The sequence below is a fragment of the Gaetbulibacter sp. NE genome, from assembly GCF_025548475.1.
In the GTDB taxonomy this organism is placed as follows: domain Bacteria; phylum Bacteroidota; class Bacteroidia; order Flavobacteriales; family Flavobacteriaceae; genus Gaetbulibacter_B; species Gaetbulibacter_B jejuensis.
In genome coordinates this window covers 112,740-125,993 of the sequence record NZ_JAOQHY010000004.1, presented here as the reverse complement: position 1 = coordinate 125,993, position 13,254 = coordinate 112,740, and the positions used below count along the sequence as shown (strand labels likewise).

The 13,254-nt window shown below is 35.0% G+C and carries 8 protein-coding genes; all 8 read right to left on the bottom strand.

Translation table 11 applies throughout. The annotated features are described in order from the left end of the window. Nucleotides 1-63: 63 nt before the first annotated feature. The gene (locus OD803_RS07350) at nt 64-2,649 is read right to left on the bottom strand and encodes a PorP/SprF family type IX secretion system membrane protein (RefSeq protein ID WP_262732957.1); all 2,586 of its coding nucleotides are present in this window, start codon (nt 2,647-2,649) and stop codon (nt 64-66) included. Between the two features lies 1 nt (nt 2,650). Continuing rightward, nucleotides 2,651-4,114, bottom strand: a complete 1,464-nt coding sequence (locus tag OD803_RS07345; RefSeq protein ID WP_262732956.1) for a gliding motility-associated C-terminal domain-containing protein — start codon at nt 4,112-4,114, stop codon at nt 2,651-2,653. A gap of 133 nt (nt 4,115-4,247) precedes the next feature. Continuing rightward, entirely contained in the window at nt 4,248-5,552 is a 1,305-nt protein-coding gene (locus tag OD803_RS07340) for a hypothetical protein (RefSeq protein ID WP_129760682.1), read from the bottom strand. A 279-nt stretch (nt 5,553-5,831) separates the two neighbouring features. After that, entirely contained in the window at nt 5,832-6,281 is a 450-nt protein-coding gene (locus OD803_RS07335) for a hypothetical protein (RefSeq protein ID WP_262732955.1), read from the bottom strand. A 149-nt stretch (nt 6,282-6,430) separates the two neighbouring features. Next, a complete protein-coding gene (locus tag OD803_RS07330) occupies nt 6,431-7,195 on the bottom strand; it encodes a glycoside hydrolase family 16 protein (RefSeq protein WP_262732954.1) in 765 nt (254 codons plus the stop codon). After that, nucleotides 7,192-9,495: a beta-glucosidase BglX gene (gene bglX, locus OD803_RS07325; RefSeq protein ID WP_262732953.1), complete on the bottom strand. Its 2,304-nt coding sequence runs from the start codon at nt 9,493-9,495 to the stop codon at nt 7,192-7,194. The genes OD803_RS07330 and bglX overlap by 4 nt, the downstream gene beginning before the upstream one ends. 3 nt (nt 9,496-9,498) lie before the next feature. Next, nucleotides 9,499-11,130 (bottom strand): glycoside hydrolase family 16 protein, encoded by a 1,632-nt coding sequence (locus tag OD803_RS07320; RefSeq protein ID WP_262732952.1) that lies wholly within the window; start codon nt 11,128-11,130, stop codon nt 9,499-9,501. An 11-nt stretch (nt 11,131-11,141) separates the two neighbouring features. Next, nucleotides 11,142-13,250 (bottom strand): PKD domain-containing protein, encoded by a 2,109-nt coding sequence (locus OD803_RS07315; protein WP_262732951.1) that lies wholly within the window; start codon nt 13,248-13,250, stop codon nt 11,142-11,144. Nucleotides 13,251-13,254: the final 4 nt, after the last annotated feature.

Genomic DNA, 13,254 nt, shown 5'->3' with positions numbered 1-13,254 from the left:
AATTTTTTTAATTCTGAGTTCAAAAAGGGGCATAATTGAACCTAGAATTGGCCTATTATTTTATTAGTTTTCTATTTTCAAGAGTGATGCTTTTGCTTTATATGGTTTACTTTCTTTAGCCTCCAGTGCTGCATTTGCAGCTTGAATGCTTTCAAAACTTTCGTAATAGATGTAATACTTACTTGTCTTAACATCGTAGAAGAAATTAATATTCTTCTCACCTGAAGCTACTGCTTTAGCTAAGAAATCATCCCTCTTTTCTACATCAGTATGTACTGCTACTACTAAATAATATCCATTTTCTACATTTTGAACATTCTTAAGAATTTGGATATTGCCACTTAATTCTTCTCCAAAATCAAACTCTTCTTCAGGAATTGGACTTATGCTAAGTGGTGTGTTTTGCTTAATACTATTTAACCTCGCTTTATCTTGAGCATATCTATCTTCTTCATTATCATAAAGTGCGCGTTTAATTCTTCGTTTTCTTTCAAAGTCAGTTGCTAAGTTTATATCTTCCAACCTACTTTCTAAATCAGATTTAGCTTTAATAGCAGCCGCTTGTTCGGCTTTTAAAGATTTAAGTGCTTTTTGATAGTATAAGTACACTTCATCCATTGCTACGGTTTCTATTTGCTGTCTTTGATTGTATAAAGATTCTAATTCGTTGATTTTATCACTAGTCGTTTTAATCGCATTATCTAAATCTGTTCTTATTGCTTCAAGAGCAGCATTTTCAGCTGTAATACTCTTAAATGGTTTAGGCTCCATATAAATACCTTTTTCACTTAAATCGTTTTCCTCTTTTAAGTCTTTAAGGTCTTGGTCTTTTACATCAATAGCATCTAAAAACTTCTTTAATAAAGCTTCTTGCTCTTTCTTAGACGCTTCAGTAGACTCAGATATTTCGTTCATAGACTTACCAAGATTATCAGTTGCTTCTGGCGGTGTATCTTTCTCTTCATCAACCACTTCATCCTCTTGACTTCCTTCTAATTCCTGCTGAGCTTTTGCCTTAGCTTCAGCTTCTTGTCGTGCTTGTTCTTCTGCTGCTGCTTTGGCTCTTGCTTCTTCCTCAGCTTTTTGTTGTGCTTCAGCTTGGGCTTTTGCCTCAGCCTCTGCTTTGGCCTTAGCTTCTGCTTCTTGTCGTGCTTGTTCCTCTGCTGCTGCTTTGGCTCTAGCTTCCTCTTCAGCTATTTGTTGTGCTTCAGCTTGGGCTTTTGCCTCAGCCTCTGCTTTGGCCTTAGCTTCTGCTTCTTGTCGTGCTTGTTCCTCTGCTGCTGCTTTGGCTCTAGCTTCCTCTTCAGCCTTTTGTTGTGCTTCGGCTTGGGCTTTTGCATCAGCTTCTGCTTTAGCCTTAGCTTCAGCCTCTTGTCGTGCTTGCTCTTCTGCTGCTGCTTTGGCTCTTGCTTCCTCCTCAGCTTTTTGTTGTGCTTCGGCTTGAGCTTTTGCCTCAGCCTCTGCTTTGGCCTTAGCTTCTGCTTCTTGTCGTGCTTTCTCTTCTGCTGCTGCTTTTGCTCTAGCTTCCTCTTCAGCTTTTTGTTGTGCTTCGGCTTGGGCTTTTGCATCAGCTTCAGCTTTAGCCTTAGCTTCCGCCTCTTGTCGTGCTTGTTCCTCAGCTGCTGCTTTCAATTTACGTTCGGTAGCTTCTGCTTTAGATAGTTTAACAGCAGGTTTTATTTTTCTTGTTGGAGAAATTAAAGCACTTACTTCATCTTCGCTACTATAATCATAGTTTGTGTTGTTCTTAAATTTGTAGGCTAGTGTAATTTCATGTGATGGACCAAAATCTGTTAAATCACCTAGCGCTTTTTCAAAGTTGTATTCAATTGAAATTTGATTCGTGATATTAAGTCCTAAACCTGCTGAACCACCATACAGAGTGTTATAACCAACTTGTGCCCAAATACCTTTAGGTACCATCACCATAGCTATACCAGAAATAACTGTTTTATCTTTTTTAAATTCTGAACGTAATAAACCTGTAAACTTACTTTCATCAAAAAAACCACGACTATCCATATAACCTGTATACATCATGTGTGCTTGAATAGCTTGTTCGGGATTATCTTCTATAAGTTGAGAACTATTGAGATTATATAAGACTAGGTTGTTTATTGATAACCCAAAGTCTAAAAATGCTGTTCCATAGTTTATTCCTGGATTAACGGTAAGCATAAAGTTTGAAGGAATATTGTCTAACGAAGGGTCTGGAAAATTAGTAACTACATTTCCATCGTTAACTCCACTTTTATAAGCTCCAACGTTAAGACCAAACGTTAGGTTATTATCAGTATTGAGCCTAACGTTATAGGCAAAGTTAGCAAGTCCTCCAAAAGTAGTTAGTACTCCGTAGTTTTGTTGAAATACACCTACTCCAATACCAATATTTTCTTTAAACCTTCCTGAAAAACTCACTAAGTAGGTTTGTGGCGCGTCTTCAAACTGAACCCATTCTCTTTTATTAGTTAAACTTATATATTTATTTTGTTCTCTAACAAAACTAAATGTTGGATTAATAACATATCTGTTGAACTTTAAAGAGTTTCGTACTGGTAGCGCAAGAGCAACTACTCCATCATCTTCTTGAGAGTAGGACATCTGTGTAGAACAGATAAATAACGCTATTACTAGTACAAAAAGTTTCATTTCATTTTACTACGGTTATTGAACCTTTTTTGGGTTTTTGATTTGGAATTGTGATGATATAATAGTAAACCGGATTTATGTTTTTAAAATCCAATTGATTTTCAGGCCAATTGTTTTGGTAATCATTAGTTTGCAACACTACTTTTCCTTGGTTTGTCATAATAATAACTTCGGCATTTGTACCACTAACATATTGTGGAGGTATTACCCAAGTATCATTAACACCATCTCCATTAGGACTAATAAGATTAGGTATGTTTGCTACATCAGGAAATTGCTCTATTGGTGCAGAAATTGAAAACAGAAATTCGCTAGACACAATACAACCTGAAGTTTGATAAATAACAACTCTATAATCTCCATAAGCTGTTGCTTGATAGGAGTCTTCGGTTGCTCCTGCTATTAAATTGTTATTGAAATACCATTGAAATTCTGGGTCAATAGCTGTTGTTGTTAAACTCACCCATAAGGTTTCGCCTTCTTCCATAGTATTTTCTTCAGGAACATCAATAGTGCTTGTAAAGCTTTCACTCACTAAATCTATGGAACCTGAAGCTTCACAACTTCCTAAATCTACTTGAACAGAAAACACTCCAGATTCGTTTGTTTGATACATTTGCTCTGTAGCATCTGGAATTATATTTCCATCTTTATACCATTGGTAACTATTTCCGCCAATAGTGCTTAATGTTGTCATTCCTTGATCTGGACAAAACGGATTTCCTAAACTAGAAACTATTGATGCATTAGCTTCTCCTGAAGTTGCCTCACTAATAGTAACTCTATTTGAAAATGAATTAGAGGTACAAGTACCATAATTAGTTTCAACAAAATAAGTTCCTTCTTCAGTAACCTCTAGAGTGCTTCCTTGAGCTACAAATACTGAAGTTGTTGGACCAGTTTCTTTATACCAATTAAATGTAAGTGATGGATAGTTTAAAGGAGAATCATTTGAACCTGTTCCTGGATTATCAATAGTCAACAAATAACTACCTCCAGTACAATACGCTCCTGTAGACACTAAATTATTAATAGTAAACGGACTATCCTGTGCTTTATAATAAGCTGCAAAAGTTGCTGAGCCAGAGCTAGTAGCTACAGGAGCAGTACTTTTAATTCTTATTCTGTAACCTTCACCTGAAGTTGTTTCAGGCAAAGAAAAGCTTAATGTAGCTGGTGAAGTTGTAACTTCTCCTGCATTTGATGTAAATACAATTGTTGGATCTGAAAAGCTTCCATCAGCGTCAGACATTTCAATGATAAATTGGTTTGAAGCGCTCAAAGCAGATTCTGGTGAAAATACAAATGTTGTGTTATACGTATTGAACGACTCACTTGCGCATGCTTGACTGAATCCTAAATTTGGCGTACCAATAACTATTTGAGCGTTTGATTTTTCTGTTGAAAGAAAAGCCAACAAACAAATTCCGAAAAATAGGGCTTTAAGGATGGTAGTTTTTTGCATTCAGTTCTGTTTTTTAATTCCCTTTTTTTTATTCTCAATGTTAACTCTTAAAAGAGCTTCTTAATTGATTAATCAAAAAGAACACGCAATTCATTATGAATAGAGTGTTTAAAAAATTACATGAATCTATCTATTAGTCTTCGTAGGCGTTAGAAGCTATAATTTTGTTAATACGTAATCTGTAATCAGGACGTCTCGTGCTTGTTGCATCAATAAATGTTTCAGAGTCGTCTCCTTTAGAATACACATTAAAAAATACACTGTTTCCGTACCAATTCTCTAAGTCTTCGTTATTGGAGTTATTTTTAGTAAAAATGTTTCCGTTGCAGTTGTTGAAATACATTTCACTAAATCTTATCTTTTTGAGATTTTCACTATTTACTTTGATATTGTCATCTAAAATAACCGCTGGGTTAAATCCAGAAATTACACTTTTGTTCATTCTCAATGACGCATCTTGATCAATATAAAGTGCTTCTTTTACCAAACCAACTTTTATATCAGCTTCTAAATTATCACTAATGTTTACTAATGTTAAGTTTTCAGCATTAACAAAAGTTCCAGGTTTAGTAAAATCTACTTCATCTTTTTTATCATAAGATGCAATGTGCATACATATTGAACCATCAGCTCCTGAGATATAAGGAGATCTAATTGCTAGAGAATTTGAAATGTTACACAATGTTCCATAATTAAACTCATAGTCATTACTACTTGTTCTATATGAAATCATCTTATTTAAATTTACTTCTCCTCCAAGAATATTGAAAGAGTTTCCTTCGCAATAGCTAACCATAACATTTTCAATTATGGTTTGGTTACCAACTCCTGCTAAAGTAAGTGCGTTAAAATAACCAAAGTCTTTAGTTCTTTTACCTGCGAATTCAATTCTTACATATTTTAAAATACCTGAATTGCTTTCAGTATTGTCACCACCATAACTAATATTTTCATAAGATGAAGGTCTTAATCCGTATTCAACTGAAGAACCATTTCCATATTTATTAATTGGTGCATCTCCCAATACAAAAACACCTCCCCAATCTCCTTGCTTTTTTACGCTTCTGTTTGAAGTGAAAATAATTGGATCGGTTTGAGTCCCTTCTGCAATAATTTTACTGCCTTTACTAATGGTAAGTGATCCATTAGTATCAAAATCTCCAAGTATTACTGTACCTGGTTCAATTGTAAGTGTAGTACTATCAGTAACAAAAACACTTCCTAATAAAAGGTAAACATCTCTTTTATTAAGCTTTGTATCTTTTGTGATGTTTCCGGTTAAAATTTGTGTTGGCTCACCATAATCAGTATGATTTGGTTTAAACTCTGTCCAATTATTCAACCAGTTATTTGCTCCTATTATTCCCTTTTCCTGTTGGGCAAAAATGTTGCCAACAACAAAAAGTAATACACATAAAATTTGAGTAGAGTTTTTCATAGTAGGTAAATTTGTAATTAGGTTTGGGGTTCATTTTTATACTATTAGACCAAACATATTAACTTTTCCTATGAAATACAAATAATATCGGCAAAATACATTTTTTTAATACAAAAGACAGTTTATTCCTACAAAAATTAAGATAATTTGACTATTTTTTAATGAAGAAGAAATACTAATTAACAAGAAAACTCCTATTTATCAGAAAAATAAAAGATTACAAATAAAAAAACCTCAACTTATTAGGTTGAGGTTTTTATAAAAACAATATCAAATTGTTTAGTTATTAAATTCGTTATAAGTATGTAGTGATTTTAGTGTTTGTTCATAAAAAAGAATGGCTGCAATTAAATTTGATTTATCTGAATAAGGCAACACCTTTTTTTGAAATTCAATTGTACTATCAAAGTAAATTTTTGAGGCGTTTTTATTATCCTCTAATGCTTTTCTATTATCCTTAGTGTCTGGAATTCCTAAAGACGTCATTGTAATACCAGGCTTGGTTGCAAAAGCAATATTAGGGAGAATGTTAACAATGACTTCTATACGTTCGGTATACAAATCCAACAACTCTCCTTTTTGCATCTTTTCTAAATCTTCACGATCATGATACTTAGATATTGAAACTTTACCGCTTATAATATTTTGAGCCTCATCCTTTTTTTGAGCAAATCCGTTACTCATAGCTAGGAAAAAAACCATCATAAGTATAGTAAATTTAGTTTTCATAGTTTAGATTTAAGGGGTTCAATATCGCAAATTTATGTAATTAAACGAAAAAAACAAGCGTTTTGTCGATTTTTTAAGGAATTTACGAAAAAAAATTTGTAAAAAATTAACAAATAGGACTTTAGAAGACATTTTATGATTAAACCATCTTATTCATAAACCTTTACATAATCTACAATAAACTCTTGAGGAAAAATTGAATCATCTACTTCTGGACCTCCAAAATTACCTCCAATAGCCATGTTTAGTATAATATAAAACGGTTTATCAAAAGGCCATGTTTTATCGTTTTTAACTTCTGGATTAAAAGTGTAAACCAAAGTATCATCAATAAAAAACTCAATAAAATCTTTAGTCCAATTACATTTATAGATATGAAAGCCTTCTTCTATTTTATCGTTTGTTGTAATTTTAGTGTTTTTAGATTGACCATAACTATCAGGAGTATGTAATGTTGTGTGTACTTCATGTGGTACTTTACCAACATATTCCATGATATCAATTTCTCCACATGCTGGCCAACCTTTGTCACCAATATCAGAGCCTAACATCCAAATTGCAGGCCAAATACCTTGTCCTTGTGGCAACTTTGCTCTAACTTCAACTGTTCCGTATTGAAATTCAATCTTTTTTGCTGTAGTAATTCTTCCTGACTCGTAAAGCGTACTATCTTTTGTTGCTTTAATATATAACAAACCATCTTTTACTGAAACATTGTGCTTGGTATAAGTCTGTCGTTCATTATTGCCCCAACCACAGAGGTTAGGGCAACCATCTCCTAATTCGTAATTCCAAAATGATTCGTTTAATGAACTTCCTGTAAAGTCTTCTTCAAAAATTAATTCTTTTTTTGATGCTTTGTTACAAGATGTAAAAGCAATACACAATAATGCTATTAAAAAACTATTTCTCATTCTAACGTAAATTTAGCTTCTAATGTTGTATTTGAACTTCCTCCAACATACACTTTAAAGTCTCCTGGTTCAAGTAAAAATTTTCCTTCGTTGGAATAAAACCCTAACTCATTTTTAGACAATGTAAAATTAATTGTTTTTGACTCGTTAGGGTTTAGCTCGACTAATTCAAAACCCTTTAACTCTTTTACTGGTCGTGTAACACTTGCAAATAAGTCTTGCATATATAATTGCACTACTTCTTTACCTTTTAGTTTACCAGTATTAGTCAGTTTAACACTTACCTCAACTGTGTTGTTAGAAACTACGTTAACCTTTAAATTGGTATAATTAAACGTAGTGTAGCTCAAACCATATCCAAAAGGATATAATGGTGTATTGCTTACATCTGTATAATGAGACCAAAATACTTCACCTGGTGAAGGCATATTTGGTCGTCCTGTACTTTTACTATTATAGTATAATGGTAGTTGACCTACGCTTCTTGGAAAAGTCATTGGTAATTTACCACTTGGGTTATAATCTCCATACAACACTTGTGCAATAGCATTACCACTTTGTGTTCCTAAATGCCACGCTTCAACAATTGCTGGTATATGCTCATCAGCCCAATTAATGCTTAACGGTCTTCCATTATTAAGCACTAAAACAATGTTTTTATTTACTTTATAAATCTCTTCAAGTAATTCTTGCTGAACTCCAGGTAAATCAATATCTGCTCTACTTCTTCCTTCTCCACTTTGAAACCCATGCTCTCCTAATACCATAATAACAACATCTGCTTGTTTAGCAACTTGTTTAGCTTCGGCAAACCCACTTTTATCAGATACATTAATATCTAACTCTCGTGCAAAAACAGTTTGTCCATATACCAAATCTGCTCCTTTAGCATAGGTAACTTGATTTCCAGAATATGCTTTTAATCCTTCTAAAACTGAAACTGCTGTTCCGTCATCAGCTCCAATTCTCCAACTACCTAACGGACTTGTTTTATCATTAGCTAAAGCTCCTATAACTGCTATTTTTTGTCCTTCCTTTTTTAAAGGCAAAACATTGTTTTCATTTTTTAATAACACTATAGATTTTTTAGCCATATCCAACACTGCATCTTGAATTTTCTTACTACCTGTTACGCTTTGCTCTCGCTCTTCATTGCAATACTTATAAGGGTCATCAAACAATCCTAATTCAAATTTTACTCTTAAAATTCTTCTCGCAGCATCAGTGATTAATTGCTCGTCTACTTTACCTTCTTTTACTAAAGTGACTAACTCATTAACATAAAGGTTTGATTCCATATCCATATCAGACCCTGCATTAACTGCTAATTCTGTAGCATGAGTACCATCTTTAGCATGACCATGTGCAATCATTTCTGCAATTGATCCCCAATCTGATACTACAAAACCTGTAAAACCCCATTGATGTTTAAGAATTTCTCTTTGTAAATATTTATTACCAGTAGCAGGTACACCATTAAGCTCGTTAAAAGAATTCATAAAAGTTCTTACACCTGCTTCATTTGCTGCTTGAAATGGTGGAAAAATAGTATTGTAAAGTGTTGAAGTACCAACATCTACAGTATTATAGTCTCTACCTGATTCGGCAAAACCATAACCAGCAAAATGCTTTGCACAAGCTGCAATAGTATTGTGAGCTGAAAGGTCTTCGCCTTGAAACCCTTTTACTCGCGCAACAGCTATTTTACTTGATAAATAGGTATCCTCTCCAGATCCTTCCATTACTCTTCCCCAACGTGCATCTCTTGAGATGTCGACCATTGGAGCAAAAGTCCAATTTATACCAGCAGCTGCAGCTTCTTCAGCTGCAACTTCTGCTGATTTTTTTATAGCTTCTAAATCCCAACTAGCTGACTCAGCTAATGGAATAGGGCTAATCGTTTTATAACCATGAATAACATCAAACCCAATAATTAACGGAATACCTAAACGTGTTTCTTCAACGGCTATTTTTTGAACAGCTCTCACATCCTTTACGCCTCTCACATTAAGCATTGACCCTACTAACCCTTTTCTTAAATCGTCATATTTTTTTGCCGCATCACCATTTTCAGGCACTGGACCAGTAACATCCCAAAACCCATTGTACTGGTTCATTTGCCCAATTTTCTCTTCTAAAGTCATTATAGCTAAAAGGCTATCTACTTTAGACTCGATGGTAGTATTAAGATTAGTATTGACAGTATTTATTGCCAATTTTTTCTCATCAGTTTGGTTGCATGAAACCAATAATAGTCCTATACAGACGAGCTGCAGATACGTTTTTATATAGTCTTTCATTTCTTACTGGTATACTCTTACATAATCAACTTCCATAGTATCTTCGGTAAATGCAGGATCAATTGTTCCTCCTAAAGTTCCTCCCATTGCAACGTTTAAAATCAAAAAGAAATCACTGTTGAAAGGTAAACCTGCATTATTACTTACAGTATGGAAGACAGTATCATCAACTAAGAAAATAATTTCGTCTGTTCTCCACTCAACAGTATAATTATGAAATTCTGTTGTTGAAGTTGGTGCACTTGTACTAGAAGAATCTCCAGCTCCAGGAGATACTGCAGGATGATGAACTGTTCCTAGAACTACATTTTTGTCTTGTCCTGTTTGTTCCATAATATCTATTTCACCACATGCTGGCCATGTATTAGTTTGGTAATCTTCTCCTAACATCCATATTGCTGGCCAAGTCCCTTGTGAAGCAGGTAGTTTTGCTCTTACTTCAACTCTACCATAAGTAAACTCATATAAGTTTTCGGTTTTTAACCTAGCAGAAGTATAACTTCCTCCATCGGCTTTTGCAGTTATTTTTAGCAAACCGTCTTCAACAATAACGTTATCAGATGCGTTTGTGTAAGTTTGGGATTCACCATTTCCCCAGCCACCAGCACCTAAATCATAGGTCCATTTTGTAGCATCAGGAGCTCCATTAACATCAAAAGCATCTTCCCAAACTAAATTATCAAAGTCCGTTTCGAAAGGATCTTGTCCTGCTCCTTCTTCTTCTGAAGTAATAATAAACCACCAATCGAACTCTCCATTTCCATCAGTAGTTTTTAATAAAATTTCATTTGGAACAGAGCGATCTACAATTTGATAATTATGGTTACCACCACAGTAATAGCTTATAAATGCTAATCCTGATAAGCTTAAGGTTTCTTGCCCTCCAGGAGCAATAAGCGTCCAAGTCTCAGAATAATCATTATAAGGGAAGTTTTCAACATCAGCTCCATTAATTGTTCCTGTACCACTTCCTAATTCACTTACAAGACCATCACGACCAAAAATGGTTCCTGTTGGATCGTTTGTAGGATCATCATTAGTATTATTAGTAATGTGAGTGAAAGTTCCATCTGCATTAAATATAAAACGATCGTCATACATTCCTACTCCAACTTTTTCATTAGCTGCAGCTCCATACCATTCCGCTGGAATTTGTCCTCCTACTGGACCCAAGCCAAAATGTCCTGGTTGTTCAGATTTCATTCTCCAAGTTTTAGAGCCATCACCTACTAGCAGTTCTAATAAATCTTCAGGTGGCGCATAAGTTGCTAAAACTTCTACAGTAACTAATGTAGAACTTGATGTTCCGCCAGCACCATAAGCTATAACAACAATGTCATAGGTATTAATGCCTAAGTTAGAAAAATTCATTGCTACCTCTCCAATTGGTGAGTTTGCAGCAACCGAACCGTAAACAAACTTAAAGTTAATGGCATTATCTGCTGTAGCTTTAAAATTAACTACACCACTACCATCACCATAAGGATTATCGGCATCTTGTCCTACAATTTCGGTAGTTACAACAATATTTGATGGAGCTACTATATCTCCAAAACTTGCATCATCATCTTGACAGGAAGTAGCTACAAAAGCTATTGCCAAAAGTGCTGCGAAAATATATTTTAATTTCTTCATAGTCTTATTTTTTAAATTTTTACAAGCTTATACTGCCAGAAAACCCCAGCTCCAGCTTCAATAGACACATTAATTGTATTACTGTCAATAAACGTTACACTATATGTAATTGATGATGGTGCATCAGCTGGATTGCTTAATTCACCTGAATTATTTGCTTTAGGCACTCCTATAAAAGCACCTACACCATTTAGTGTTACTGTTCCTGCTCCTTCATCATACGTATAAGTTGCTGGATTAGATCCATCATGAGGTGCTACTGGAGCTCCACAAGCATCTCCTCCACCTTGCCAACCTTCAACCCAAGTATCTGCTCCAAGAATATTACTGAACGACCCATCAGTTCCAAAAACATATTGGTCGTCATAGTAACAAGCTCTATCTGCTACACAAGCTGCATCACAGTTCCACCAGCTAGTATCACCAGGTCCTGGACCAACTCCCAAAGCTCCTGCTTCCTGAGCAACTTGCCATGTTCCTGCTAATGGAGACACAGGTTCCGATTCTTTTACTAAATGAAATTGCCAGAATACTCCTGCTCCAGCTTCAATAGACACTGTCATTTCTGTATCGAAATTAGATAGCACTACATTATAAGTAATAGATGCAGGTGCATCTGCTGGATTACTCAATTCACCTGAGTTGTTGGCTTTAGGCACTCCAATATAAGCTCCTACTCCATTTAATGTTATTGTTCCATCTATATCATTGTAAACAAAAGTTGCAGGATTAGATCCATCATGAGGTGCTACTGGAGCTCCACATGCATCTCCTCCACCTTGCCAACCTTCAACCCAAGTATCAGCACCAAGAACATTACTAAAAGTTCCATCAGCATTAAAAATATATTCATCATCATAGTAACAAGCTCTATCAGTTACGCAAGCTGCATCACAGTTCCACCAGCTAGTATCTCCAGGTGCTGGACCAACTCCTAATGATCCTGGAGCAGTAGATAACTTCCAAGTTCCTAAAACACCTGTTGGTGTTGCTGATGGTGTTTTCCAGAAATAAATATTATCAATAAACACTGTTCCAGCAGCCCATGGTTCGCCTACAAACTTTAGTTGAAAAATTTCAGTTACTGTTAATCCTTGATCAATATAATCTGAAATAGGAATTTCAATACTTGTCCAGCTATTAGCATTTAATGCTACTGTTACTGGAGCTTCAGTAACTGTACCTGATGCGTTATTAATTAGTGATACTTCAATATCAGTCACTGCATCAGCAGTCCAAACATCTAAATGAAGAGATTCCATATTAGAAACGTCTACCGAAGTTCCATCAGCTAGGGCAATACCTTGATAGCTTAAATTTACATATTGCAACATTTGGTCTCCTCCTAAATCAAACATAGCCCAACCACTACCTTGACCTGCTTGTCCCCAATCTGGGAAATAGTTTGTATCAGGAACGTCATTATAAACACTACTAAATATTGATATTACATCTTCTTCAGCTCTTGAAGGTGGTGTTGGTGCCGATGCTAATGGTTGTAAAATAGCAGTGACTTCAAAGTCTTCTGAATATGTAGTTGTTTCAATAGCTGCTCCCATTGCTTCAATAGTAATGGTGTAAATACCAGCTTCTTGGTAAGTGTAAGAAATAGTTTCACCTATATTAGCTGAAGATGGCTCAGTTGAATCATCTTCTCCAAAATCAACTTCATAAAACATTGCATAATCTGCAGTAACAGTTACGTTAACTGTTTTTGATAATGCTGGATCGTTTTCTATAATAACTTCTAAAATCTCTGGAGCTTGAAATGACACTACAATTTGTTGTGTGATAGTAGTTGATAAGCCATTAAGTCCGTTAGCAGTTATTGTTGCTTCGTAAGTTCCTTCTTCGTAAACATGGTCTACACTTCCTCCTGGTAGGATAACTCCTGAAGGTTCTGAATTATCACCAAAACCAATATTAAAGGTTGTTACTCCATCTGCCAAAGGTGTTATGGTAACTAAGCCTGTGTTGTCTTGTGTTACTCTTACAGATGCCGAAACATTTGTTGGTGCTTCAATTTGATTGACAAAATCTGTGTTATCATCATCACTAGTACATCCAAATAATGTAAGGACAATGAGCGATAAGCCAAGTGTGTACTTTAAAATTTTCATAGTC

Coding starts and splice junctions, on each gene's coding strand:
- OD803_RS07350 (WP_262732957.1), bottom strand. CDS start 2,649: ATGAAACTTTTTGTACTAGTAATAGCGTTATTTATCTGTTCTACACAG.
- OD803_RS07345 (WP_262732956.1), bottom strand. CDS start 4,114: ATGCAAAAAACTACCATCCTTAAAGCCCTATTTTTCGGAATTTGTTTG.
- OD803_RS07340 (WP_129760682.1), bottom strand. CDS start 5,552: ATGAAAAACTCTACTCAAATTTTATGTGTATTACTTTTTGTTGTTGGC.
- OD803_RS07335 (WP_262732955.1), bottom strand. CDS start 6,281: ATGAAAACTAAATTTACTATACTTATGATGGTTTTTTTCCTAGCTATG.
- OD803_RS07330 (WP_262732954.1), bottom strand. CDS start 7,195: ATGAGAAATAGTTTTTTAATAGCATTATTGTGTATTGCTTTTACATCT.
- bglX (WP_262732953.1), bottom strand. CDS start 9,495: ATGAAAGACTATATAAAAACGTATCTGCAGCTCGTCTGTATAGGACTA.
- OD803_RS07320 (WP_262732952.1), bottom strand. CDS start 11,130: ATGAAGAAATTAAAATATATTTTCGCAGCACTTTTGGCAATAGCTTTT.
- OD803_RS07315 (WP_262732951.1), bottom strand. CDS start 13,250: ATGAAAATTTTAAAGTACACACTTGGCTTATCGCTCATTGTCCTTACA.